16 protein-coding genes are annotated in these 26,138 nt (G+C 36.0%); 8 read left to right on the top strand and 8 right to left on the bottom strand.

Annotated features, from left to right (window positions below):
- The first annotated feature begins 262 nt into the window (after positions 1 to 262).
- The 3 genes from QP953_RS15235 (at position 263) to QP953_RS15225 (ending at position 2,916) form a co-directional block, all read left to right on the top strand.
- Positions 263 to 1,021 carry a gamma-glutamyl-gamma-aminobutyrate hydrolase family protein gene (locus QP953_RS15235; RefSeq protein ID WP_309551623.1) on the top strand — a complete coding sequence of 253 codons (759 nt, stop codon included), beginning with the start codon at positions 263 to 265 and terminating at the stop codon, positions 1,019 to 1,021.
- A 355-nt stretch (positions 1,022 to 1,376) separates the two neighbouring features.
- Positions 1,377 to 2,063, top strand: coding sequence for a lipoprotein signal peptidase (locus QP953_RS15230; protein ID WP_052598757.1), 687 nt, complete (start codon positions 1,377 to 1,379; stop codon positions 2,061 to 2,063).
- Between the two features lie 136 nt (positions 2,064 to 2,199).
- Positions 2,200 to 2,916, top strand: a complete 717-nt coding sequence (locus QP953_RS15225; RefSeq protein WP_309551622.1) for a lipoprotein signal peptidase — start codon at positions 2,200 to 2,202, stop codon at positions 2,914 to 2,916.
- A 62-nt stretch (positions 2,917 to 2,978) separates the two neighbouring features.
- Here the strand turns inward: QP953_RS15225 and QP953_RS15220 are convergent, their stop codons facing one another.
- The 7 genes from QP953_RS15220 to QP953_RS15190 all read right to left on the bottom strand — a co-directional run bounded on the left by QP953_RS15220 (position 2,979) and on the right by QP953_RS15190 (position 13,753).
- Entirely contained in the window at positions 2,979 to 5,309 is a 2,331-nt protein-coding gene (locus QP953_RS15220; protein ID WP_309551620.1) for a GH92 family glycosyl hydrolase, read from the bottom strand.
- An 11-nt stretch (positions 5,310 to 5,320) separates the two neighbouring features.
- Positions 5,321 to 7,576: a DUF5682 family protein gene (locus QP953_RS15215; RefSeq protein ID WP_309551619.1), complete on the bottom strand. Its 2,256-nt coding sequence runs from the start codon at positions 7,574 to 7,576 to the stop codon at positions 5,321 to 5,323.
- A 36-nt stretch (positions 7,577 to 7,612) separates the two neighbouring features.
- Positions 7,613 to 8,803, bottom strand: a complete 1,191-nt coding sequence (xseA, locus tag QP953_RS15210; protein WP_052598760.1) for an exodeoxyribonuclease VII large subunit — start codon at positions 8,801 to 8,803, stop codon at positions 7,613 to 7,615.
- Between the two features lie 134 nt (positions 8,804 to 8,937).
- On the bottom strand, positions 8,938 to 9,600 hold the full coding sequence (locus tag QP953_RS15205; protein WP_052598761.1) for a transglutaminase family protein: 663 nt from the start codon (positions 9,598 to 9,600) through the stop codon (positions 8,938 to 8,940).
- A gap of 243 nt (positions 9,601 to 9,843) precedes the next feature.
- Positions 9,844 to 10,155: a DUF1573 domain-containing protein gene (locus QP953_RS15200; protein ID WP_255351964.1), complete on the bottom strand. Its 312-nt coding sequence runs from the start codon at positions 10,153 to 10,155 to the stop codon at positions 9,844 to 9,846.
- Between the two features lie 71 nt (positions 10,156 to 10,226).
- Positions 10,227 to 12,518, bottom strand: a complete 2,292-nt coding sequence (locus QP953_RS15195) for an OmpA family protein (protein ID WP_052598763.1) — start codon at positions 12,516 to 12,518, stop codon at positions 10,227 to 10,229.
- A 107-nt stretch (positions 12,519 to 12,625) separates the two neighbouring features.
- The gene (locus QP953_RS15190) at positions 12,626 to 13,753 is read right to left on the bottom strand and encodes a PorP/SprF family type IX secretion system membrane protein (RefSeq protein WP_052598764.1); all 1,128 of its coding nucleotides are present in this window, start codon (positions 13,751 to 13,753) and stop codon (positions 12,626 to 12,628) included.
- Between the two features lie 479 nt (positions 13,754 to 14,232).
- Here QP953_RS15190 and QP953_RS15185 point away from each other — a divergent pair, with 479 nt between their 5' ends.
- From QP953_RS15185 to QP953_RS15175, 3 genes are all read left to right on the top strand, one after another.
- Positions 14,233 to 15,027 (top strand): hypothetical protein, encoded by a 795-nt coding sequence (locus tag QP953_RS15185; RefSeq protein WP_052598765.1) that lies wholly within the window; start codon positions 14,233 to 14,235, stop codon positions 15,025 to 15,027.
- A 168-nt stretch (positions 15,028 to 15,195) separates the two neighbouring features.
- Positions 15,196 to 15,918 carry a DUF547 domain-containing protein gene (locus QP953_RS15180; protein ID WP_309551617.1) on the top strand — a complete coding sequence of 241 codons (723 nt, stop codon included), beginning with the start codon at positions 15,196 to 15,198 and terminating at the stop codon, positions 15,916 to 15,918.
- Between the two features lie 23 nt (positions 15,919 to 15,941).
- Positions 15,942 to 16,961 (top strand): DUF4846 domain-containing protein, encoded by a 1,020-nt coding sequence (locus QP953_RS15175; RefSeq protein ID WP_156039843.1) that lies wholly within the window; start codon positions 15,942 to 15,944, stop codon positions 16,959 to 16,961.
- A gap of 324 nt (positions 16,962 to 17,285) precedes the next feature.
- On the opposite strand, the gene QP953_RS15170 is transcribed toward QP953_RS15175, so the two are convergent.
- Positions 17,286 to 18,284 carry a T9SS type A sorting domain-containing protein gene (locus QP953_RS15170; RefSeq protein ID WP_309551616.1) on the bottom strand — a complete coding sequence of 333 codons (999 nt, stop codon included), beginning with the start codon at positions 18,282 to 18,284 and terminating at the stop codon, positions 17,286 to 17,288.
- 216 nt (positions 18,285 to 18,500) lie between these two features.
- Here QP953_RS15170 and QP953_RS15165 point away from each other — a divergent pair, with 216 nt between their 5' ends.
- Both QP953_RS15165 and QP953_RS15160 read left to right on the top strand, forming a co-directional pair.
- Positions 18,501 to 20,000 (top strand): acyl-CoA synthetase, encoded by a 1,500-nt coding sequence (locus QP953_RS15165; RefSeq protein ID WP_309551614.1) that lies wholly within the window; start codon positions 18,501 to 18,503, stop codon positions 19,998 to 20,000.
- 219 nt (positions 20,001 to 20,219) lie between these two features.
- Complete coding sequence (locus QP953_RS15160; RefSeq protein ID WP_309551612.1) at positions 20,220 to 26,054, top strand: T9SS type A sorting domain-containing protein; 5,835 nt, start codon at positions 20,220 to 20,222, stop codon at positions 26,052 to 26,054.
- Positions 26,055 to 26,138: the final 84 nt, after the last annotated feature.

Here is a 26,138-nt window from a genome sequence, read left to right as displayed (position 1 = left end):
TTACCGTTTACATTCGTAATAATAAGTACTATTTTTTATAACTATTAATAAAGGACAAACATTTTATTGAATTCCTTTTCCAAAAATAAACATTCTCTGATTTTAGATACTTTACAGTAAAAATCTAAACCTTTGATTAAGAAGTACATTTACATTTAGTCCTATTTTTTGGGCGGGAATTATATCAATTTAATAAAAAAAAACTTTTTAATATCATCTTCGGCACTTTTTGTTTTGGTTTTAATAGAAAAAATAATTTAATATGATAAAACTAGGCATTACAGGTGGATTATTTCCACCCAACGAACAACGAACTATCTTTCAAAAAAAGCAACTCTGCTATTTAGAAAAGGAGTTTGCAAACTATTGGGCATCCTTTGGGGTAATGCCTATTTTGATTCCCAATCTATCTCCCCAATTATTGCCATCTTTCTTAGAGCAGTTAGATGCCTTAGCATTATTAGGAGGTACAGACATTAGTCCATTGCAATATGGAGAGCAACCCATAGGAGAATGGCACGGAGATTCTTTGAGAGACGACTATGAGCTTTCTATTTTGGACTGGTTTGTGCAAAAAGAATATCCAGTGTTTGGTATTTGTCGTGGATTCCAGCTTTTAAATGTTTATTTTGGAGGTAGTTTGTACCAAGATTTGCCAAGCCAGTATTCTAAACAAGTCAAGCATCACTGCTCAAAAAAATATGACTTACATACGCATCCTATAAACCTAGTAAAAAATGAATTGTTAGATGAATTGCGCGTAAATAAAAGCGCTCATTTGGTAAATTCTATTCATCACCAAGGAATCAAAAGGCTAGCCAAAGATTTAGTCCCAATTGCTCATGCAGACGACGGCTTAATAGAAGCTTTTTATTATAATAATGCACCTAAAGGAAAAGTAATGGGTGTACAGTGGCATCCAGAGTTTTTCTTTAATGCTGCTGAAAAATTTATTGATGATAAAGTTATTATTGAGCACTTCTTGCAATTCGCTAGCATCAAACCATCTTTAGTAAAATGACAATGAGAAACGCAAATTCATAAGTAAAACTTAATTTTAGATTTACTTTTCGCCATAATCATAATTCTTTCTTATTTTTGATACTTTGGATAAATAGTTTTCCACACTATAATATAAATGTGCTTTTTTATCTTTTTGGTAACTAAACTTGCGATCTCACGAGCGCAGTGAGCTAAAAAAGTAAAAATCAACGAACTACTATTTATTAAGAAGTTGTTTAAAATTGTATCTTTTTTTAAATAGGAATACAACTTTTAGTAATTTCATATTTGCTTATTACTTAAGCAAATTCTAACATTACTTCGTGGAAATAAGTAACCTATATTGTTTTTGCAAACTTTTGAAATAAAAAACTTTGAAGAAATCACATTATACGATAGCACTCGCTTTATTGGTCTTGATTTTGGACCAAACTCTAAAAATTTGGGTAAAATTAAACATGCCCTTGGGCGATTATTTTGAAGTCTTAGGATTAAACTGGTTTCACATCCACTTTATAGAGAACCCTGGAATGGCATTTGGAATTGAATGGGGTGGCGAATATGGTAAATTAGCTTTAAGTTTGTTCCGCATTGTTGCTATTTCTTTTATAGGATATATGCTGTATAAACTGGTCAAGCAAAATGCCTCTTTTATTGTCCTTACTAGTATTACCTTAATTTTTGCTGGAGCTGTTGGCAATATTTTAGACTCTGTTTTCTATGGTCTTGTATTTTCAGAAAGTACTGCCATTGATGTGGCAACATTTATGCCTCCAGAAGGAGGATATACAGATTTTTTACATGGCAAGGTGGTTGATATGTTTTATTTTCCATTAATTGATTCCCATTTTCCAGAATGGTTTCCTATTTGGGGAGGCAAACCCCTGCAATTTTTTGAATTTATTTTCAACATTGCCGATGCCTCTGTTTTTATAGGAACAGCTATTATATTTGTTTTTTACAAACATTTCTTTAACAAAGAGGAAGAAGAAAACGTTACCATCAATAACAACAAGGAGTCTTCGATTAATGAAGAAAATCTTTCTGTTAGTGATTCCTAGATTTTTACCACGTACCGTCTAAGTAAGCGATCGTAACTACCAATATCTAATTTCATTTTAATACACTATAAAAGGGCACAAAGCTTGCTTAACAATTTCCCTTACAGTGTATTTAATATACAAAAGCACTTATAACTTGAAACGCTCACATTTCGTCTTAGGTCTAATTTTTTTCATTCTAATAATTGATCAAGTACTCAAAATTTGGGTAAAACTAAACATGCCTTTGGGCGATTCTTTTAAAGTTTTGGGCTTGGATTGGTTTCGGATTCATTTTACAGAAAACAAAGGAATGGCATTTGGGATGGAGTTTGGTGGAGATTATGGCAAGTTATTTTTAAGCCTTTTTAGAATTGTAGTTGTTGGATTTATTGCCTATTTTTTAAATAAGCTAGTCCGCAAAAAAGCTAGCTTTTTACTATTAGCTTGTATTTCTCTAATTTTTGCAGGTGCTTTGGGCAATATTCTTGACTCTATTTTTTATGGCGTTTGTTTTTCTGACAGCGGTACCTTTCACAATCCACGTTTGGCTACTTTTATGCCTTCTGAAGGAGGATATGCTGGGGTTTTGTATGGCAAAGTAGTAGACATGCTCTACTTTCCAATGTTTGAAGGTTTTTGGCCCAAGTGGATGCCCTTTGTTGGAGGTAAGTATTTCATGTTTTTTCAACCCATCTTTAATATTGCCGATAGTGCTATTAGTCTAGGTGTATTTATTGCTATCGTATTTTACCGCCGTTTTCAAAGAGAATTTGACGAACAACAAAATGTCTCCAATGAACCAAGCATAGCCGTTGATAATTCGGATTCTACTCCTGTTAACAATTCTAAAGATTCCATCGATCAACTTTAAAAAAGAATAGTCCGCCATAAATTAGCGGACTGTCATTGCACAAATTATATATAGTTATTAGATTATTTCGATTCTATTGCAGGTTTATTCGACATCTCAAATAAAAGATGTCCCCCTTTGACTAGGTCATGATGAGATAACATTGTCCCATCAAGTTTTTTTCCATTCAAGTAAACTTCTTTTACATACACATTATCTTTATGCTGATTTTTAGCCTCAATTCTTAGCGTTTTTCCATTTTCCAAATGAATTACAGCATCTCTTACTAAAGGACTTCCTAATGCATAATCCGAAGAACCAGGAGTTACAGGATAAAACCCTAGTGCGCTAAAAACGTACCATGCACTCATTTGCCCTGCATCGTCATTTCCACACAAACCATCAACATTAGGAGCGTACATCGTATCCAAAATCATACGAACACGTGCTTGTGTTTTTTCAGGATGCCCCGTCCAGTTATACAAATAAGGGATGTGATGCCCTGGTTCATTTCCATGCACATAATTTCCAATGATTCCATCACGAGTAATATCTTCATGTTTAGCAATATACTTTTCATCAATATCGACTGTAAATAAAGAATCTAAATGTTTACTGAAATGATCTTTTCCACCCATCATCTCAACCATTTTATCAATATACTGAGGAACATACAATCCGTAGTTCCACGCATTTCCTTCTATAAACCCTTGACCATGTGTGTCCATTGGATCAAAGGATTCTCTAAAAGTTCCATCCGACAGTTTGGGTCTCATAAAACCAATAGAAGGGTCGTAAACATTTTCATAAGATTTAGACCGATCTTCAAATTCTCTTGCAACAGCAGTATTTCCCAATTCCTCTGCCATCTTCATAATACACCAATCATTATAAGCATATTCCAATGTTTTAGATACAGACGAATGCCCTTTATCATCTGGAACATATTTATAATCTATATAAGCACCAAGCTCATCAAAATATCTAACCTTAGCTGTGCTTACTGACGCAGCCAAAGCTTGCTTTTGATTAAAATTTCCTACCTTCTTAACCATTGCATCTGCAAGAACTGAAGTCGCATGATAGCCTATCATACACCAATTTTCATTAGCATAATGACTCCATATAGGTAACATACCATGTACACTTTGCTCATAATGCGCCAACATAGATTTTATCATATCATTATTGCGGCTTGGTTGGGTGATGTTAAACAATGGGTGCAAAGCTCGATAAGTATCCCACAATGAAAAAATAGTATAATTTGTAAATCCTTTGGAAGTATGTATGTTTTGATCTAAGCCTCTATACTGACCATCCACATCTTCATAGAGAATAGGTGAAAGGTTAGTATGATAAATTGCTGTGTAAAAATTCACTTTATCTTCTTCCGTCAAACTAGTCACTTCTATTTTAGAAAGTTCTTCGTTCCACTTCTTTTTTGTCTCTTCTTTTGTTTTTTCAAAATCCCAATGCGGTATTTCAGCTTCTAAGTTTTTCAAAGCTCCCGAAGTACTGACAGAAGACAAAGCAAACTTAACTTTAATTTTTTCAGCGTTTTTTGTATCAAAATTGAAAAATGCTCTAATGTCCTTGCCCGCCATCTCAGGAAAATTATGTTCTTGGTCAAAACGTCGATAAAAGCCATCGTATTTAACAGCGTCATATTTTTTGTGCCCATAGCTTTTGAAAGGCTTAGAGAATTGCATGGCAAAAAACACCTTTTTATCTCTAGCCCATCCCTTAGTTTGTCGGTACCCCGTTACTAAAGAATCATTCTCAACTCGAATAAAAGTCCAAACATTCTTATTATCATGATGATATACATTGTACACCATATCTAAGATAACATGCGCTTCTTCTGACTCTGGAAAGGTGTATTGATGAAAACCAACCCGTTCGCTAGCTGTTAATTCTGCTAAAATTCCATAACTCTCTAAATTAACTTTGTAATACCCAGGAGATGCTTTTTCTTCACTATGCGAAAACGTAGAGTAAAACCCCTTTTTGCCTTCTTGCCTCACCATAGGTTCAAGTACCAATTCTCCAGTCGTGGGCATTACTAAAAAATCCCCCAAATCAGAATGCCCTGTTCCACTAAAGTTCGTATGGGTAAACCCTAGAATAGTTGAATCTCGGTACTGATAACCAGCACAATACTCATACGTTTCTGTATTGTAACTACCGTCCTCATTAAACATCACCTCAAAGTTAGTTTGGGGGCTCAACTGTACCATTCCAAAAGGTGCCGTTGCTCCAGGAAAAACATGCCCCATCTTGCTTGTTCCTACCAAAGGGTCGACAAATTGAGTATAATCAGGCTTTGATTTAGTAGAAACAAGAGTACTTTTTGCTTCTTTTTTGCAAGCATTTAATACAAATAGTATCAACAGAGAAAGCAATATGTTTTTCATTTTACAATTATTTATTCACCAAAAAACAGTTGTAGCATTGGTAAGACAATTTTTACCCGTTCAGGGTCTAAATTTGTATCAAAAGTAGGGCGTTCGATTAATTTACCATCTCGCACCAGTTGTAGCATTTTTTGACGTTCTGCGGGCGCAAAAGCTGCGAAAGTACGGCGTAAAGCAGGCAACATTTGTTGAAATTGCTCGTCTTTTAATCCACTAACCCATTCGTCTACAATTTCCCATAAAATAGGGTTGTGAATTAATAGCAAACCACTTCCATATAAGAAACCATTCAACCAACTACTTGCGACAACAACATCGACACTTTTAGACAAAGCATAACTTAATATCCCTGCTGCCGTTTCGACATTTAACACCTCATTATCCAACAAAATTCGGGTAGCAGCTCCTCTTATTTTTCCATCAATATGTTGATTATCTAATAATCGTTCTAACGTTTCTTCCCAAACCGTTAAATACATTTCCTCATTTAATAATAATAAAGAGCGATTAACAGACAATACTTGGTCAAACATTTCCTCGCTAGCTGATTCATCCAAAGAAGTACATGCATTGGGTAAAGAAATGCAAATTCGAGGCACTATTTTTTGGAGCAACGCATCGACCATACCAATTTCAGTATTTCGAACATCGCCATATCTATAAATTCGAACCAACGGAGGCAAAGCTGTCATCAAATGATTAATATCCTTTGTTATAGCAGCCAAATTTTTTAATTCCTGCACCAATTCATTGATTGCTTCAGGCAAATTAGCATGAATTACTTTTTCTAATAATTGGGTCAACTCTACCAATGTTTGAGCATGAGTTGCTTGGTTGATCACAAAATTGACCGTCGCTTGCTGGATGGTATTTCCCCACATTCCCGCCTCAATAATTTGCAGAGCAAATTCAGGACGCCATTCCATTTTCCAATATTCATTCTTCGTACTCAACTCTCTACCTGTTGCAACATCGGGTATTCCCCATTGTATGGATAGCAAATTTAAACGATGCAAAAATTGGCTTTGCTTTAAATCATGTTCTTGTCTCAAATCTAACCCTCCCTTGGGTTTGTTGGCAGTAGCTTTTAACCACACCACGTCTGCTTTTTTATACTTTTTTAGTTTTAATGCTTTAATGTTCAGTTCTATATCTTGCTGTAAAGGAATAATTGGAATTGTTTCTGGAACATCCCCCATTTTATCCCCAATCACCAACTTGTGTCGAATTAAGTCCAGTTGACTTTGATATCCTCCTGAAAAAATAGTCATTACAGATTCCGTCAGTTCTCCTATTCCAGGTACTTCTAGACCTCTAAGAGCAGCCAAAGTTTCTGCCAAACGTACGCCTTCGATCGCATGAGCTGAACTCGTTTCTAAGTCTTCCTTTTTGAATAACTGAGAAACTTTTGCCATCCAGTTAATTGTGGCATTGTCTCTATTAAAAAACAGCAATTCATACCAAGCAGGTGATACAACTCCTGCCCCATACCCACTAGAAGTAGCGATTCGGTCATATGTCCAAGGGATCCAAGTAGCTTTTGTTTTTACTTTGGGAATCCCTTTTAACAATGCATTATCATCTTTTACTTTATAAGCATTCAAATCATCCAAGGCGGGTGTATGCCAAGCTCCACAGACAACAGCAATGCGCTCGTATTTGTCTTTAATTGCTTTACGCAATTTCTTACGCATATATGCTTCTCGAATCAAGTTATAGGCTTGTCCTTGATTGCCTATCTCTGTCCTTAAAGTTTTCATCAAGTCTAGAATCACTCCGAAAATATCCTCGTTGCCATCTCCTTGTTCAAACATAGCCTCCCACCAACGTTCACTATCTGTGTATCCTGCTAAAGATGCCATATAGCCCAACGGATCCTTTACTATATCCTTTACATCTTCTTGCCCTTCCAGTTTCTTCAATTCAGCTATTTTTTCAGGCACTTCGTCCAATCCTAACCGCAGCGATTGAGGCAAATCCATTTGAACTACAGGGATACCATATTTTTGAGCAAATAAAAACGTTTGCCATTCGGGAGAAAAAACAGTAAATGGGTAATAAACAGCTTGTTGTAAATTCTTAGGATTATAAATCAAAGCAGCAACAGGAGGCACCAATGTTTCGTCTTGCACATAAGGAAGGAGGTTACTCAATTCTTCTGCTCCTTCTATTAAAATTATATCTGGCTGATAGACACTCAATGCCTTTATCAAACTTTTAGAAGAACCAGGACCGTGATGTCTTATTCCAAATAATTTTATCTCCATTCTTTAATCTCTCAATAGTTCGCTAAAATATTATGTTTACAGGGTTGTTAGCAAATCTAACTTAATTGGCACTTTTCCATCTTTCAAATGCAAATAATAAATCTTTTCTTTTTCAAGTTTATTGATACTTTTTATTAATCTCCCCTCTTCGTCTGTTATCATAGAAAAACCTCTCTCTAAAATCGTCTGAGGGTTTAACAAACGAAGTTTTTCTTCTATAGCATCTAGTTCCTGATGTGCGGCTTTTAACTGTTGTGCGGCAACCTGTTTTAATTTCGCTTCTAATAAATCTACTCTATTAGAGGCTTGTTGAATTTTTTGTATTGCTAAATGCTTAATATCCAAAGCAGACTGTACAATAGTAGACTCAAAATTTAGCATTCGATGAATCAAATAATCCGCAACAGCTGTTGGTGTTTTCAAAGTTTGATAAGCGACCAAATCCGCTAAGGTTTCATCAATATCATGCCCTATTCCTGTTATAATGGGCAACTCGCAAGTCGCCAAAGCCACACACAAATCGTAATCATCAAATCCCATTAAATCTAGACGAGCACCACCACCTCGAACAATAACAACACAATCAAATTCATCTTTCCGAGCTTCTATTTTATCAATTTGCAACATGACCTCTTGGGGTACATTCACCCCCTGCACAACAGCCTCAAACAATTCATATTGGAATTTATATTGATGAGGATTTGTTTTGATTTGCTGTAAAAAATCCTGTAGTCCCGCAGCAGTACTAGAAGAAATGATAGCAATTCGCTGCCAAACCAAGTTAGTAGGAACTTGCATATTGAGTTCTGTAAACTGTTCTGCCTCTAATTTTTTTTGTGTTTGTAGACGTTTAAGTTCCAATTGCCCAATGGTTACTGTTGGGTCAATATCTTTAATGGATAGTTTCATTCCGAAATACTCATGAAACTCAACCTGCACACAAAGCAGTACTTGTCGACCTACTTGCAAAATTGACCATAAAGAATCTCCAATTTTTCTAGTAATTTTCTCCAAAGAACGCCCCCATATAACTCCTTCGGCTCTAGCAGATATTTTAAAATCATCCCGTTCTACTAAAGATATATATACATTCCCTTTGCTTGTTCCGACATCTGCAATTTCACAATTAATCCAGATCGTTTCACGCATATTAAAAGCAACCACACGTTTAAGATGCTCATTCAGTTCAAAAAGAGAAAAAGTTGGTTGATTGATTTCTTTAGGCATATTCTCAGAGACTTAATTCAGATAGTAGATTAATAAAATAGTAGGCTTACTATTGTCAACAATAAACATCCAATATTCTTTCCCTCCGCAGGCTCACTAACATTAGATTAAAACAGCCACAAAATATAAGATATTTAAGCCTCATCAAATTCAAATATAAATTTAGAGTTGCGAATTTCTTCTTTAAATAGATGGGGATAATGCGCTTTCATTCTTAAATAAATTTTCTCCAAAGGAACGTCTGCAAACACTCCATGATCTGCAACATACTCCATAAAAGGATTGCCTTCTTTATCTGACTCTTGAAAAACAGCATCTTGCTCACCATCAAAATCTAATGGTTCCACCCCCAATTTGTCACATAATTCTGTATTAAATACAGGCGTAGCTTTGATCCATCTATTATTCAAAAACACTTCTGCGTATCCATGAAACACCAAAACATCTGTTTTTAGGCGCTCCTCTAAATTAGCGGTTCCTAAATGATTTCTTACATCGCCATAAGCCAATCGGCTAGGAATTCCTAACGAACGCACACACGCCACAAATAAATTTGACTTTTCAATGCAATGACCATAATCTTTGGTTAACAAATGACTAGCCTTTAGGGCATAGGGCTTTAAAACAATGTGATAAGGCGAATATTTAAATCCATCTCTAATAGCATAATACAATGCAATGACTTGATCTTTTGCATTCGTTATTCCACTTACTTTCTCTTGTGCATATGCAACAACAGTAGGATGATCACTATTGGTATAAACCCCTGCTTTTAAATAATTCTCGTTTTCGTCCATTCTAATTATAATATTCCAATTTTTTTAGCAAATAACTTGAATTAATAGTCCACTAAATCAGCGATCAAAACAAACTAAATACAATGAACTAACAAGTTGAGGCAAGATAGATAAAATAGTCTTATTCTTAGTCCGAATCAATCATTTTCTATATAGAGTAACACAAAAAGGAAGCTATAAATGTAAACAAAAAAAAACCATCTTAAATAAATTTAAGATGGTTTTTTAAAGAGTATATCAACGTTATTTGGTAACGTTTGCTTCAATATCGTAAATAATCATATCATCAGGAACATTTCCATAGATATTCAAACTTGACGAGTATGCTGGATCAACTTTAGCTTGTGAAGAATCAAATTTGAATTTCACAAACCCTTTTTCTCCTGGTTTGATTGCTCCTCTTGACCAATCAATTGGCTCTGTACAAATACAACCACCTTCTAAGTGAAATACTTTAAAATCATTTTTTCCAGTATTCGTAAATTCAACAGTGTATTCTTCTACATCACCAAATTTCACAGGTCCGATCTTCATAACTGGTTCGTCAAAAGCCAAAGTAGTTCTTGGCTTATCTCCAGGATTATTAGAAGGAGAAGTCGTTGTACTAACTACGGTTGTATTAGCCGTTAGTTTTTTTTTTCAGGGGCTCCGTTGATGCCCAATGTTCCATTCACAATTTTGAATTCTACACGACGGTTAAGTGCACGTCCTTCAGGATTATCAGAACCATCTGTTTTAGTATTATCAGCAGCAGGTTGTTGTTCACCTAAAGCTTTTGGTTGCAAACGGTTTTTGTCAATTCCTTTTTTAACCAAGTAAGCAATTGTCGCATTAGAACGTCTGTCAGACAAGCTGATATTGTATTGATCAGATCCCAAAGCATCTGTATGACCTCTTACTTCAACGATCATTTCAGGATTGTCTTTTAAAGTAGCCAATACCATATCCAAAGTATCAGCAGCACCTTGACGGATATTTGATTTATTGAAAGAGAAATAAACATTGTAGAATACAGGAGGAGGCGTCAAATACATTTTTTGTACCATTCCCAAATCTTTTTGCGCTACAACTCTTGTGTCAGCAATATAACCTTCACGATTTGCAAAAATTTTGTAATCTTTATCTCTTGGCACAACGAAAGCAAATTCATTTCCTGTTCCTTTTGTCAATTGTTTTACTTCTTTACCAGAAGAAGCTTCGTAAATAATTACGGTAACGCCATCTAAAGCAGCATTGGTTTTCTTGTCAAATGCTTGAACCATCAAACCAAGTTCTTTGATTTTAACTTCTTTAGTAATCTCCATTGGTTTAGTAATATCTAGACCTGCAGCAGTCAATGCTTCTTTAGTCGCATCAACACTTTCTTTGCTACCCTCTACGCCATCTTTTTTAGCGACGATATCATACTTTTTCCCCATATCAAGGCTAAACGTATAATCGTTTCCTTCTGTATTACTTTGCTCATCTACAACTTTACCAGTTTCTTTATCAATCAACTGAACAGTTGCACCAATCATTGGCTCTCCTGTTGCTTCATCCATTACCGCAACATCCATAATAATATCACAACGCTCTGGCATAATTACAGAGAAAATATCATCACAACAAGTTTCGCTTTTCATGGACATAGTACCAGGACGGTTAGACAAGATATAAGCATAACAATCATCTTTTCCTACTTTGTTCACTGTAAAACTAAAGTCATCTACATAAGTATTAAAACCAGCACCCATGTTAACAACTTTTCCCATAGAACCATCAGCAGCACGCTCTGTACGGAAAATATCCCATCCACCAAAACCAGGGTGTCCATCTGAACTAAAGTACAATGTATTGTTTCTTTCGTCAAAGAACGGTGTTAAATCATCTCCAATTGTATTAACTGCTTCCAAGTTTAATGGCTCTTTAGTCGTACCATCTTCATTGATCTCAGCATACCAGATATCCATACCACCTTTACCACCTTCCATGTTAGAAGTAAACAACAAGTAATCTTTTCCATCCCATGTTGCAAAAGCAGGATCTTGACAAGAGTAAGAACTAGAGTTAAAATCTAGCAATTTAGGGTTGCTAACAGTACCATCTGCATAATCAGCTACATAGATACGGCTGTTTTCCAATTGATTACCAATCAACTCAGCACGTACAAAATAAAACTTAGTTTGATCATCGTTAAAAGCTGGTTCAACAACATGCAATCCTTCTTTTTGAAGAACATCAGCATTAAATTCTTTTGCTTCTCCCCATTTGCCATCGCCTTCTGATTTAGCGATATAAATTTTAGCATGCTCATAATCCTCACCTTCTTCTTTTACAATAATTGTATCTGCACGCAAAGAAGCATAGATAATTTCATCACGTCCCAATGGGAAAGCCCCACCTTCTGTAGACAAAGAGTTAACGTTAGGACCAGCATTTTCAATAATTAATTCCTCTGTTGGTTCCATGTTATTTTTAGCCCATTTAGCACCATCGATGTGGATTTGAGCCATTTTTTTGTAGTAATCTGCCTTTGGCGCATCTGATGGATACTCTTTGATAAAGGCTTCAAACTCTGGAATACAGTTGTCATAATCTCCTGTCATTTTCATAACAACAGCATGCTCATAACGACTCAATGGAAATTCATCTTTTTTATTTAGAGCAACTAATTTTTGGTACCATTCAGCAGCAGCTTTGTAGTCTCTCAACATTTCATTGGTGGAAGCTATTTTGTAAATAGCAGCACCATCATTGTTATCTGCTTCATAAGCACGTATATACCATTCTAAAGCAGTGTAGGTATTCTTTTTATTGCGTTCTTCATCTCCGATATTTTCCTTCATTTCGGAGGTTAAGTTATTATTTGTTGGTTGAGCAAATGCAGCTTGACCAACAAATAGTAAAGCAATAATTACTAATATATTATTAAGTTTCATTATTCGAAATAAGTTTAGATTAAGTTGTGGATTACTATACTATTTTATAATAAAACAAGATTAGAAATCTTCAAGAGTAGATTTCTAATCTCTTATTGGAGTTATTATTAAAAACGAGGACAGAATAAGATATCATCAATAACAGGTACTTTGTAAATTTTAGCAACATAAGACAATGCTACTTCAAATGCCATACCTCTGTTATTATTACTAAATGCTTGATAGTTCAAACCTTGTGCAGCTGTATTGATATCATATGCAAAACCAAATTTTAGTCCTTTAATATCTAAACCTATACGAGCAACAGCATCACCACTAGCACGGTAACCACCTCCCAAATATAATGTAATATCTTGCATATCGTTGAAGTGAATCCCTAACAATAACTGCCCGTTGAATTCAAATGCGCTCAAACCTTCTCCTTGACCAGTTGTATTGATTGTATTTTGGAAGAAGAACAAAGGTTTCAAGAACAAGTTACCTTTTTTAGTTAATGCAATTCTAAAAATCAAATTAGAAATAGTAGTCATTGGTAATCTTGCTTCACCATCCTCATTTGTTTGAGGTGTCATAAAGCTATAATTAGGATTCGTAAAATGATTCAAAGACACTCCTGCCTCAAAACCAAAACGTCTACCTCTATGGCTCAACATCAAACCACCAGAAAAATCAGGCAATGTTTTAGTAGCATTTCCTAAAGACATGCCCAATGGGTCAGTCGTAGCATTACCACCATTAACCAACTGATCTTCAAATGTAAAATCTCCAGAAAGTCTACGTTGTAAGATACCACCTTTGGCAGCAAAAGATAAGATTGTATTTCCTTTTTTGCCCAAGCCCAAGTGATAAGACAAAGACAAACTAGCAGCTAAGTTAGAAAGGTTTCCTACGGCATCATAATAAAAAGAAATACCAACACCTGCCCAATTTCTAAGTGGCTTGCCTTTTTTATTACGAATAGCAAAAGGAACGTCAATATAAGCAGATGGCGTTTGGAATCCTGAAAAGCTTGAGGAAGTATTATCAATAGATGGAGCTTGAGAAATAGACAATCCTGCCCATTGAGTTCTATATATACCACCTATTCTAAAAGTACCTGCATAATATCCTGTATGTGCAGGATTTAGCTCTAGTGGAGCCATGTCAAACATCGTAAAACGAACGTCTTGAGCTTGGCTACTGGATGTACAAAAACCTACTATAAAAAGCAGGCATACACTCGTTAAAATTTTCATCGTCTAAGAGGAGTTTTTAAGTACGAATACCGTAAATTAATTCAATAATAAGATTTATACCGCTATAAATAACTTTGGGTAAATATACAGTTTTTATTTACAGAAAGTAAGTAAACTTACATTTTAGTTTAGAACTTTTAACAAAAAAACCTTTATTTCTCGTATTTCTGCTTTCCAAAACTACATTTTGTCACATCAAAAAGTACTTCCTATAGATTTCCTTTGTTAAAAGAACCTTAACATTTTATTAAGCGCTAATGTATGCTTTTTCAAAATATTTTCCCTATTTCATTGCAATTAATTCCCTTTACCCTGTTATATACTTTATTCTTCTTGGAATAAAGGATTGTAGCTTATACATTTGCACACACGATAATTGTTTTACAAATGTTAAAGTTTTTTTCTAGTATTGTTAATAAAAATAAAAAATCCTAGTCACAAAACAACAAAACTTCTCATATTTTTCAATATTTACCAATATGTTCAACACTAATTCTAGGCAATTTTTATACTTTTTTAGCGTTATCCTTTTCGGAAGTAGCATTTTTAGTTCTTGCACCTCCAATACACAAACAGAAGATCCCCTTACCGATCTTCAATCAATCCAATTAGTGCCTTGCCCTCCCCTAGATTCATCTATTTTGTATGATGATGTCGTATTGCAAAATTATACCTACACTCAAAATCAGATGATGTTCCGTCCTGTAAACCTTCGTTTGGGAGGGATGACTCCCCTAACAATAAGTCGCCCCAAATCATATCCCAAAACTAACAAAGGAAATCATTTACATATTTGTATTGACAATCAACAACATCACATTACCAACAATAATATATTTGACTTTCCTCTCCCCGATGGCAAGTATAGATTAACTGCTTTTATCGCTCGATCGTTTTACGAATCTATTAAAACACCTAAAGCAATCATGGCGAAGGAGATAGGCATAAGAAAAGGGGAACTTTATCTCAGTAAAAACCTTTTGAATGCAAATATTGTTTATAATGCACCAATGGGTACTTACCAAAAAGGAGATAAAATTTTATTGGATTTTGTTTTGGTCGGCACAACTATTGAGGAAGGAGGTAATCAAGTAAAAATAACGATCAACAACCATAAGTCATTCTATGTCAACAATTGGCAAGCATACCTTTTGGAGGGACTTGACATAGGAACTTATGAAGTTAAGTTAGAATTGTTAGATGCTTCTGGGAAACAAATTGCGGCTCCTGTCAGTCAAAATTTCATCATAAAAACATCTGAAAAACAAAATTAAAGATTTAATTTCCAAATATTTACCTTTTTTTTAACTTTAACCAAAAGAGGTAAGATTTTTGAACCATTTGTAACATTCAATTAATATCAATGCAAATTGAATCAATAGCATTAGATAAAAAAGCCCCCGATATAAATTATGGACCTAAACTAAAAAAATTATTGTATCATGAAAAAGCTCCTATTATCTGTCTTATTAACGGCAATCTATACGCACCTTTTTGCAGCTACTCCCATCAAAGATGCTGCTGAATTTTTTATCAAAGCGGATGACTTTTTTAAGGCATATGCCATAGAAGGCAATATCAAATATGCCGATCTAAAACAAGATCGCTCCGACTTAGCACTTCTCGTTGATTTTATTGGCGAGACTCCCGTTAACTCTGTTGACGTTTATAGACGCAAAGCTTACTTAATTAATTGCTACAATCTATTGGTTATAAATGCTGTGTTGGAAACTTATCCGATAGAAAAAGTTGCGGACACGAACAAATTCTTTAAAAAAGATAAACATAAAGTAGGCAAAGAGATGATGACATTGGATCATTTAGAGTATAAAATCATATTTAAGGAATATAAAGACCCTAGGCTTCATTTTGTCTTGGTTTGTGCTGCCAAAGGTTGCCCTCCTATCCCATCATTTGCATATACTCCTGGAGATGTCAACAATCAAATCAATCGCCAATGCCAATTGGCATTAGACGACCCTTCTTTTTTGTACTTAGAAAAAGAAAACAATATGGTAAAATTATCTCCTATTTTTAAATGGTATAAAGATGATTTTTTCCCTTCAATTCCCGAATTTATCAATGCACATCGCAGCACCAAAATCCCTCACGATTATTCATTGGATTTTTATGAATATGACTGGACATTAAATGCGTGGAAATAATCTTTTTTAGTTAGTCTAACCTTATGAAATTACTACTCTTTTTGATTGTAGCAAGTCTGCTCAATTGTACTAGTTGTGGAGAAAAACACGCTCGTTCTAATAAAACAGCAATTACTACGACACCTATAGAAAACGCAATTGGCTCTACTACTCTTTCGAATTCTTCTACCTCGACAACAAACAATACAAATGGTAGCAAAAATATTCCTGCTGAGGTTATTCAAACAACAAATAATAATGCATCCGCTACTCTAGCCAATTATACTCAGTATAGTTGGCTGGATACTTATCATCCCCAATCAGCACTTCAAAAGCAGATTCCCACACCACCCCAATACACCAGAACACCATCCTCTCCCACTAGCTTTGGGACATGGTTAAGAGGATTGCCTTTGCTTCCAAAGACATCCAAAGTCATGCTTTATAATGGCACAGAAAAGCCCTATCAAGAGGGTGCTTTTCGTGTTTTAGATATTGATATCGGACAACGTGACTTGCAACAATGTGCAGATGCTGTAATGCGCTTGGTAGCAGAATATCATTACAGCAAAAAAGATTACGATGCTATCCATTTCAATTATACAAGTGGACACACCATTCGTTTTTCAGATTGGGTTAAAGGCAAAAAACCGATTATCAAAGGCAGTAAGGTTAGTTTTAGTGCTGCAAATAATAGCCACAATACTTCTTATAAAAATTTTAAAAAGTATCTGACTAATATTTATTGCTACGCAGGAACCGCATCCTTAGCAAAAGAATTAAAAGAAAAAACAATAAGTAACGTTTCGCCTGGTGACGTTTTTATTTGGGGAGGATTTCCAGGGCATGCCGTTATTGTGTTAGACGTGGCGCAACATGAAACAACGGGTAAAAAGATTTTTTTACTCGCTCAAAGCTATATGCCTGCTCAAAGTATACACGTTTTGCATAACTTCAACGATTCTGACCTGTCCCCTTGGTATTCCGAAGATTTTGGCGCGCAGCTTGTAACTCCTGAATGGACATTTGATCGTAATACGCTTAAAAGTTTTGACATTGATTGACCTCCCCATTATCAATATAATATAAATCCTTTTTTATCTTTTTGGTAACTAAGCTTGCGAGCTCACGACCGTAGGGAGTAACAAACCGAGCTAAAAAAGTAAACAACTAAGCGATAGCGAACTACCACGAAGTAGCAGCGTAGCTAACTACTACATTATCAATAGTTCGTTGAGAAACTTTATTAGTTTGATAATCAATAAGTTGCAGATTTATTGTGTTTTGTGTTAAAACTTTAATTATCAAACTAATATAAATGTGCTTTTTTATCTTTTTGGTAAAAAAGTAAAAAATCAACGGACTACTAACATCATATAATTTCTTTTTTACTCTAGTACAATTTTCTCACTCTTAACTCCTTTAGGATTATTTAGATAAAGCCAATAAATGCCTTTGGGCAATTCACCTAAAGGTAAAGTAACATTTTCTCTAAAACGTTCCTGCACCATCGCTTGCCCCAAATTGTTGTATAAAACAACTGTTGTTTCCTCTTGCTCCTCTACCACAATATTCAATTTATTTTGAGTTGGATTAGGGTATAATAAGACATTACGAAGCTCATTTTGAGGCTTGATCGTTCGTATTCCAGTTGTTAAATTATTAGTATTAGGCTGAGTAGACTCCGACTGTGTCACCGATTTATTATTGGTATTTTGGATCATTGCAAAAGCAAAGATGCGAGAAAAGTCCCAATTAACATTCGCAAAAGCGGTATAATCATAAACCAAAGAATCTCCAACTGTTGAAGGAATATTGATCGGTAAAAAACCTAAACTAGCTCTATATACATCATAGTGTTCTGCTTCCCCATTTGGTCCCATATAAAATACACTATCTTCGGCTAAACCAACCCACAATTGTTCGGTTCCCAAATTGTGACTGGCTTCCGTTTTAACAATTACACGTACTCGCATAGAATCATCACCATATTTTTGCTGTTCCATTCGAATCCGAATAGGACTAGTCTGAGATTGAAAAGGTGCAAAAATAGACGCTTGACTATAATCACTGTTCAAAGGAATTGAAAAACCATTGATAATCAAAGCAGGGGTTCCAAGTATTCCATAATAAAAACGCCTAGCATCACTGGGCGAAGCATTTTGTTGATACAACAAACATTGTGTGTAAGGAACTCCTGAATGTATTGAAATATGTATTGCCTCATTTTGATTATTCAAATTGGTATAAAAACCAGGATTTCGATTGGCACAATGCGAACAAAGTGTGTTTGTAAAATGTTCTACAAATATCTTTCGAGGGACTTGTGCCTCTACAATATTATTATACAAAAAAGCAAAACACAGACATAGAAATAGATGTTTCATAATTTAGCAACTAGTTTAATTTTTTATGATTTTATGTATCAATATTCAAGGATAGATGGTCTGCTAAAATTTCACAACGGACAGATCTATCAAACTGCTAGAAAAAACTGCCTCTGCTCCAAAAAGGTTGTCAAATCTCAGTTAAGATCCTTTATTTTTATCTGTATTTTGCTAACTTGACAAAACATTGACATTTACTACTCCAAATTACTAACTATGACACTTGGCTTACAGCTAATAGAACGTGCCCAAAATTGGCTAAATCGTACTGCGATTATTTCTAATCATAAAAAATATAGTTATCAAGAATTACTAAACCAATCCACTCATGTTGCCAGCTATTTACTAAATGGTTCAGAGGATTTAAAAGAAGCACGAGTAGCTTTTTTAGTAAGTCCAAGTTTTGAATATACAGCCCTACAATGGGGCATTTGGAGAGCGGGTGGTATTGCTGTTCCGCTCTGTGTACTGCACCCATTACCATCTTTGGAATATGTACTTCGAGACACTGGTGCCAAGATATTAGTTGTTGACCCAACCTACTATGATTTATTAGCACCACTTGCAGCAGAAGAAGATATTCGCTTGCTAACAATCGAAACTGTTTTACAATCTAGGGTTAAAGCCACACTACCTATCATCGAAGATAGTCGCAGAGCTATGATTTTGTACACTAGTGGCACCACCAGCCTACCTAAAGGGGTCGTAACGACACACGCCAACTTAAATTTTCAAATTAGTACTTTAGTAGACGCTTGGAAATGGCAACAAGAGGATCACATTCTAAATGTTTTGCCTCTACATCATGTGCATGGTATTATCAATGTGATGAGTTGTGCACTTTGGGTTGGAGGATGTTGCCAATTTCTACCTAAATTTAATGCGGCTAAAGTTTGGGAATTATTTAGTCAAGGAAAGATCAATATTTTTATGGCTGTTCCAACCATATATTTCAAACTGATTAACTGTTGGGAACAAGCAACGGAAGACACACAACAAAGATGGTCAAAAGCAGTTGAAGCCTTTCGTTTGATGGTTTCTGGATCTGCTGCGTTACCTGTTCCTGTCTTAGAGAAGTGGCAAACAATCAGTGGGCATATCTTGCTTGAGCGCTATGGAATGACAGAGATAGGTATGGGCATTTCAAACCCTTATAATGGAGAAAGAAGAGCAGGTCATATTGGACAAGCATTGCCTGGCGTACAAATTCGTTTGGTCAATGAACAAGGCGTCATTAACACAGAAAATATTTCAGGCGAAATTCAAATCAAAGGACCAAATGTTTTTAAAGAGTATTGGAGAAAACCAGAAGCTACTCAAAAGGCATTTAGTGAAGATGGTTGGTTTTTGAGTGGGGATATTGCTCTGTTAAACAACAATTATTACAAGATTTTAGGAAGAGATTCTGTTGACATTATAAAATCAGGTGGTTATAAAATCTCTGCTTTAGAAATTGAAGATATTCTTAGAAAACATCCTTTAATTAGCGATTCTGCGGTTGTTGGTATTCCCAATCCTGAATGGGGAGAATTGATCGTTGCTTGCCTTGTCCTCAAAGATGGCAATCAAACTACTATTGACATAAAAGCACTGAAAGAATGGCTCAAAGAAACGCTTCCTGCCTATAAAATCCCCCGTCAGTTTATTATCCAATCTGCTTTGCCTAGAAATGTTTTGGGGAAAGTAACTAAAAATGAACTAAAAAAATGGTTTTAATTCCTTGCTTAAAATACAGTAGTCAATCAGCTATTCCCTACGGTCGCTGTTCGTTTATTCATATACACCATTCGTTAACCCATTTTCTCTGTTTGTCAAACAATTTGCACCATTCGTAAAGTTACATCTACCATTCATAAATAGCTCTTTTTTCTATACCGTTATCGTTGTATATTTGTGTTTTAATATAATTTATAATTACCCTTACAAACACAAATTATGTTTAAAACTTCAATTTTAACTTTACTATTATTGGTGTTATCCATTCACTTAGTTTCTGCACAAGCGGCAGCTAATTTTGATGGCACTGATGATAAAGCAACGGTTTATCACCACAGTGATTTTAACCTATCTACCCACGATTTCACCATAGAAGCTATGGTTCGAGATGTTGCCTTAGAAAGCCCCATGCTTACCATCATCTCTAAAAGAAATTTAGCTAGCAATGGCTTTGCCTTAATGATTAATACACAGGATGGCATGCAACTAATTGCTGAAATTGGCAAAAACAGATATGAGGTCAATACTTCTGTTTTTGAAGATCGGCGATGTCATTCCGTTGGGCTACGACGTTCTAGGGATGAAATAACTTTATTTATAGATGATAAAGCCTATCCTCTAGGCAAAAACACGACGAACATCAACACCACTGAAAATCTAATTATTGGTGACGATGGTTCCAATACACACCAACCTTTTGAGGGGTACATTGAAGAAGTTCGTTTTTGGAAAGATGCTCGAACGGATGGAGAAATTTTTGACTGGAACCAAAAATGTATTCCTTCCTCCAGCAGTGATTTACTGGCTTTGTGGAATATTGAGGAAAATACAGGGCAATTTTTTCACGATGTTGCCAGCATTCAACACCATGCTTATTTAGGCAGTGGTTTTAGCAGCGACAATCAAGATCCTCTTTGGGCTTCTAATGAGTGTTTGGAATCTTGTTGCGGAACAAAAGCCGATTTTAATGTTTCATTGACTACTCCCAAAGCATATCAGTATGTCAATTTTACGAATACTAGTATTAATGCAACCAGCTATGTATGGATGGTTAATGGCTCCGTAGAAGCAACAACAACTGACTTTAAATTTGGTTTTCCGATTGGTACACATATCGTTCGGTTATTAGCTAAAGACAGATCTTGCCAAAGCATGCAATCTTGGGTCGTTGAAGTAACTGATTTCTTAGACAACTGTGGTGCTCCTACCAACATCTCTCCTTGCCCTCCTGACCCACTACTACACGAAAAGCCGCAGATGCGTATCTTGGATGGTTTTGGCAATTGCTATAGTCCAGAAGAACTAGCATTACCGACTCCTATGGTAACTAGAAGTAATGTTCCTGGTTACCCTCCTGGACAGGTTTGCGAATGTGGCATTTTTACCTTGTATTATCAAGATGTTATCAACAATACAGATGTTGGATTTGATGATCCTGCTGCCCCACAAGGCACAGGTTTCACAACCTTGGGAGAAGAAAGAAGAGCCTCACTTTGCCGAGTTTTCGAAGACTTAACCCTACTTATTGGCGCCAATCCTACTGCTAGTAACTTGGGCGTAGAAGATCTCAGAATTACGGTTGGCGCTTCTGACGGAACAGGTGCACTTGCTCTACCTAACAATGCTGTAGCAGCAGCAAGCTCTTACTTTTTTGAACTAACCTCTCCTAATATTCATAAATTTGCATTGGGGGAAGTTGGAAGAACAATTATCGGAGGTAGGGACTCGTATCAGGATTGGTTGTTGTATAATCCCGTTGTTGCTAACGATCCTCATGGAATTGTTCAATTTAATTTTGCAAACGCATCGTTTAATTCAGACTTAGCATCCATCACAGGAAACCATATCTATGTAGTTGGTCTACACGAAGTTATCCATGCACTAGGTTTCCGATCTTTGATTGGAGGAACCAATGGTCCTAGTCGATTTGCTAGTAGTAATGCTCCCAATATATATGCCTACTGGGATCAATTTGTAGAAAGTAATCAAACTCCTGTTATCAATAGCACCATTACCAACAACAATCTTTCTTTGAGTTTTACGACCAATACCGTCAATAGTTGTGGTTCGCCTAATGCCACCAACGGACTTGCTTTAGATGGCATTTCTGCTGCGGGGAATCATCCTGTTTATTATAATGGGACATATCAAGAAGGGAGTTCTTTTAGTCATTTTAACTGTACAGCAGGGGTATCTGGGTATGTCATGAATTTTAGTGGTATTGCTAGCATTACTCCTAATCCATTGGAAGTAGAAACTTTGTGCAAATTGGGTTATACTATTTCTGGAACATTTGGGCAAAACTTAACTGCGTCCAATCAAAGCAATACATTGGCTACTTACAATGCCTGTACACCTTCTAATTGTATTCCCATAGGATTTACAGATGTTCAAGATCCCAATAACTTGGGTAATCCATTTACAGTCAATAGGAATGGCACGAACAACCAAATTACCATTGACTTTTCAGACTTATTAGCCAATGATTTTGTCCCTGCTGGAACTACAATCGAAAACCTTCAAATTTTGCAGGGCGGTGGTACACTATCAGCTACTAGTTCTAATGGAAATACTTCCTTTACCTACAGTCCAGATTTAGGGTATGGTCTTTCATGGGCATCTCTTAGTTATGTTCCTAGATGCCCAAGTGGCGAATTGGGTGAAATTGTTTACGTTTATATTTGGGTACCTGCAGCACCTTATCCTGCTTGCGATATCCCTACCAATGCTTGTAATTTAGTTTGTAATTACGACTTTGAAGCTTTTGCTCCTAGCATATTCCAAGGCATTCATTCTCAGTTAGAAAATTATTGGTTTTCTTATGGCAATATCCGAGCTTTAAATCGATCATGTGATTTGCATGGTTATGACATCAACAACCTTCCAGGGACACACCCTTTTTTATGCGGACAGATACCACTTCCTGTTGATTTTCCACAAAAAAACAATTACATTGGTATTGTGCTAAATACGAACACATCCGAGTCATTTAATTTAAAATTACAACCAGGAACAACTCTAACACCATCGACAACCGATAACTATAGAATTGGCTTTTGGGTTTGGACTTGCCAACCACAAGATTTTGACGTAAGAGTAGCTTTCCTCCCTGCAAGTCCATGTGCTTCTCAATATACTGACTTACAAGACGCTTCTGGCTACCAACCACCTTGGTTAAATCCATTGTATACAGGAACCGTTTGTGCTAGTTTTACAAATCCCAATGACAAATTCAACTTACAAATTCCTGTTTCCAATCCAACGACAGCAGGAAATGGCAATTGGTTTTATGTCACACAAGATTTTCATACTACTGTCCCTAACTTACAAGAATTTATTGTTCATTTGGATCAAGCCAATGTAGCCAATAATCTGTATGTTCTTTTTGATAACTTTACAATAGAATCGCTAACAACTCCTAAAATTAATATTTCTTCTACTATTATTGGAGGCACTTGCCCAGGAGCTACCCCTATGATCCGTTACACCATTGAAGGAGATGCTAGCATACCAGTCAATGCTCCTTTAACCAATGTTCAATTAGACATTACCCTACCAACAGGAATACCTGCCAACTTAAGTTGGGCAACAGGTGGCGACTTTGTTAATGGACAACACACAATTCCATCCTTGGCACAAGGTGATATTGTCACCTTAGATTTACCACTTAATATCAGCGCCAATGCTCTAGTTGGTTCTTCTAACCAAGTTCTTATTGAGCCCACCATTGCAGGAGCTTGTGTTTCAGCATTTTCTAATCAGTCTACCAATATTATTGTCACCAATACTGCTAGCCAATTAGCCATCAATACCAGCATATTGAACAGTACTCCAACTAGTGCACAATATGAAATTAGTGTTACCAACAATGGTCCCGACGGTATCTACAATATTGATCTAGAGGTTCCAACGGTAAATGGCTTAACCTTTACATTTAATCCTCCTTTATTCGATCTTTTGCCTGGAGCAACACAAACATTTACATTAAATAGTACGTTCTCTATTACTTCTGGGTGTCCTGTTCTTTGTGCAGAAATTCACGCTGCAAGTTTTGCTTGTAATCTACCTGTCTCAGGCTGTGCACCTCCTGTTTCTATTGGTGGCGGTGGTAGCATTGATTTTCCAATAGAAGCAGAAAATACAGCTCATACAGATCCAACTCTTTTTACAGCAACAGCAATTAGCAACAATAATGATGTTTATAGTGTAGGAATTTTTAGTAATGATATTGATTTTACAGATGGCAGCAATACAAATACTTTAACCAAAAATCATAGCTGTGCTAGCGGCTTCAGTCCATTTCTAGTAAAATACGGAGCTTGTGGTTTTGAATGGGCAGTTGAAATACCTGTTTGTAACTTGGTTGACTTGAAAGTAGGTCCAGACGTTGAACTTGGACAAAACGGTGATGCTTATGTTTCTTTTTCATTTATAGGCTCTTTTACAATTAATGGCACGACTTATACCAGTCAAGGCGGTTCTGACATTGCAATCATAAAATATGATGCGACAGGAAATCCTATATGGGTACAAACTGCGGGTGGAAATGGCGATGATTTAGTGACCGATCTTGAAACCTATAACAACGGCACCAATGAGCAAGTAGCTATTATTGGAACGCTGATCGGAAGCTCTCCCAATGTTGCAACCTTCTCTAATACCCTAAGTGTTAACTATAATAACCTAGGTAATTTTTGCTCTGGCTGTTCTCTCCCTGGAGGTATTACTTATGTAGCATCCTACACAGACAATGGCACTACGAATACAGTCAACTGGGTGAATTCTTTAAGCAATACAGCTACTTTTTCTGGAAAACTAGATATTGATCCAACAGGCAATATCTATGCAATTGGAACAACAAACTCTGGTTTTACATTTAATGGTTTGACTGTAGGCGCAACAACAACAGCCGTCAATGAGGGTGCTCCATCTTTTGCCAACAACGACATTGATTTGTTTGTTTTAAAATACAATAACTTAGGAAACGAACTATGGGCAGAAGTCTATGGTAGTAATAAATTTGATTTTGGATACCTAGAAGGAATGGGGTTGGAATTTGATATCGAATGTGAGGGCTCAACCCATTTGGGCATATTACTTCCTAGTGCAGCTACTATAGCTTCAGGTAGTCAACCATATATGCAGAATTATGGAACTCATTTACTTCGACTAAATGCCAATAATGGTAGTCTAGATTGGGTACAGCCTCTAGCTTTACCATCAACCACCCCCAATACTACTTTAACTGGAAACACAACTTATCGTTCTAACTTAGCTATTGATGGCACTAATTACATTGTAAATGGTAGCTTTTTCTTGAGTGATCCTAATGGAGTATCTCCTAGTGGATTTGCCAGTATTGATTTTCATGGCACGACACTTAGTTATACATCAATGAGTGCTCACCCTGCTTATGATAGGTATCAAGGAACCTTCACCCTAAGCTTTAATAATACTGGAGCAATACAATGGGTCAATGAAAATAGCACCATTGTTCCTCTTAGCCCTGCCATAGACATGCATGCGTCTCTTGCTATTTTAGGCGTGGAAGTAGACAATTCGGGAGATATTTACAGCCCGTTCTTCCTTAGGGGCACAACAACTTTAGGTTCTGACAACTTAACAGGTGGTGTCAATGGCAATCAAGATGTTGTAGATGGATTTATTAGCAAAATAGATGGCAACTTGGGGAATTATCTTCGCCCTAATGTTAATTCACCCAACACAAATAGTTTGAATGATGTCACTACCATAGGTAATCATCAAGCTTTGACAACAACTGAAACTATTACTAACTCAAATTTATCAACTAGATTATACCCTAATCCAACCACAGGAAAGGTAACTTTAGAAATCAAGAGTGACCTAGCAAACAATCAAATAGAGTACATTACTATTTATGATGTAACGGGTAGAAAAGTACAAGAAATTAATACCCAAACTTCTCAAAATAGTTTTGACATCAACTTGAGCAGCCAACAAGCTGGTGTCTATTTTGTCGAAATGATGATTAATCAAGAATTGATTACCAAACGAATTGTTTTAATGAAATAAAATTTCTTTTTCAAAAAATGGAGCCCTTAAGCACTTACCTGTTTAAGGGCTTTTTTGTTTTTTAGATTGTCCCTTCGTTAAGTG

Origin of the sequence: Aureispira sp. CCB-E, assembly GCF_031326345.1 — a bacterium.
Classification (GTDB): domain Bacteria; phylum Bacteroidota; class Bacteroidia; order Chitinophagales; family Saprospiraceae; genus Aureispira.
The sequence above is the reverse complement of the archived record's forward strand: the minus strand, read 5'-3'. Positions and strand labels throughout refer to the sequence as shown.

Excerpts from the sequence above, each read along its gene's own strand:
- QP953_RS15235 (WP_309551623.1), top strand. The coding sequence starts at position 263 with ATGATAAAACTAGGCATTACAGGTGGATTATTTCCACCCAACGAACAA.
- QP953_RS15220 (WP_309551620.1), bottom strand. The coding sequence starts at position 5,309 with ATGAAAAACATATTGCTTTCTCTGTTGATACTATTTGTATTAAATGCT.
- QP953_RS15215 (WP_309551619.1), bottom strand. The coding sequence starts at position 7,576 with ATGGAGATAAAATTATTTGGAATAAGACATCACGGTCCTGGTTCTTCT.
- xseA (WP_052598760.1), bottom strand. The coding sequence starts at position 8,803 with ATGCCTAAAGAAATCAATCAACCAACTTTTTCTCTTTTTGAACTGAAT.
- QP953_RS15205 (WP_052598761.1), bottom strand. The coding sequence starts at position 9,600 with ATGGACGAAAACGAGAATTATTTAAAAGCAGGGGTTTATACCAATAGT.
- QP953_RS15195 (WP_052598763.1), bottom strand. The coding sequence starts at position 12,518 with ATGAAACTTAATAATATATTAGTAATTATTGCTTTACTATTTGTTGGT.
- QP953_RS15190 (WP_052598764.1), bottom strand. The coding sequence starts at position 13,753 with ATGAAAATTTTAACGAGTGTATGCCTGCTTTTTATAGTAGGTTTTTGT.
- QP953_RS15185 (WP_052598765.1), top strand. The coding sequence starts at position 14,233 with ATGTTCAACACTAATTCTAGGCAATTTTTATACTTTTTTAGCGTTATC.
- QP953_RS15180 (WP_309551617.1), top strand. The coding sequence starts at position 15,196 with ATGAAAAAGCTCCTATTATCTGTCTTATTAACGGCAATCTATACGCAC.
- QP953_RS15175 (WP_156039843.1), top strand. The coding sequence starts at position 15,942 with ATGAAATTACTACTCTTTTTGATTGTAGCAAGTCTGCTCAATTGTACT.
- QP953_RS15170 (WP_309551616.1), bottom strand. The coding sequence starts at position 18,284 with ATGAAACATCTATTTCTATGTCTGTGTTTTGCTTTTTTGTATAATAAT.
- QP953_RS15165 (WP_309551614.1), top strand. The coding sequence starts at position 18,501 with ATGACACTTGGCTTACAGCTAATAGAACGTGCCCAAAATTGGCTAAAT.
- QP953_RS15160 (WP_309551612.1), top strand. The coding sequence starts at position 20,220 with ATGTTTAAAACTTCAATTTTAACTTTACTATTATTGGTGTTATCCATT.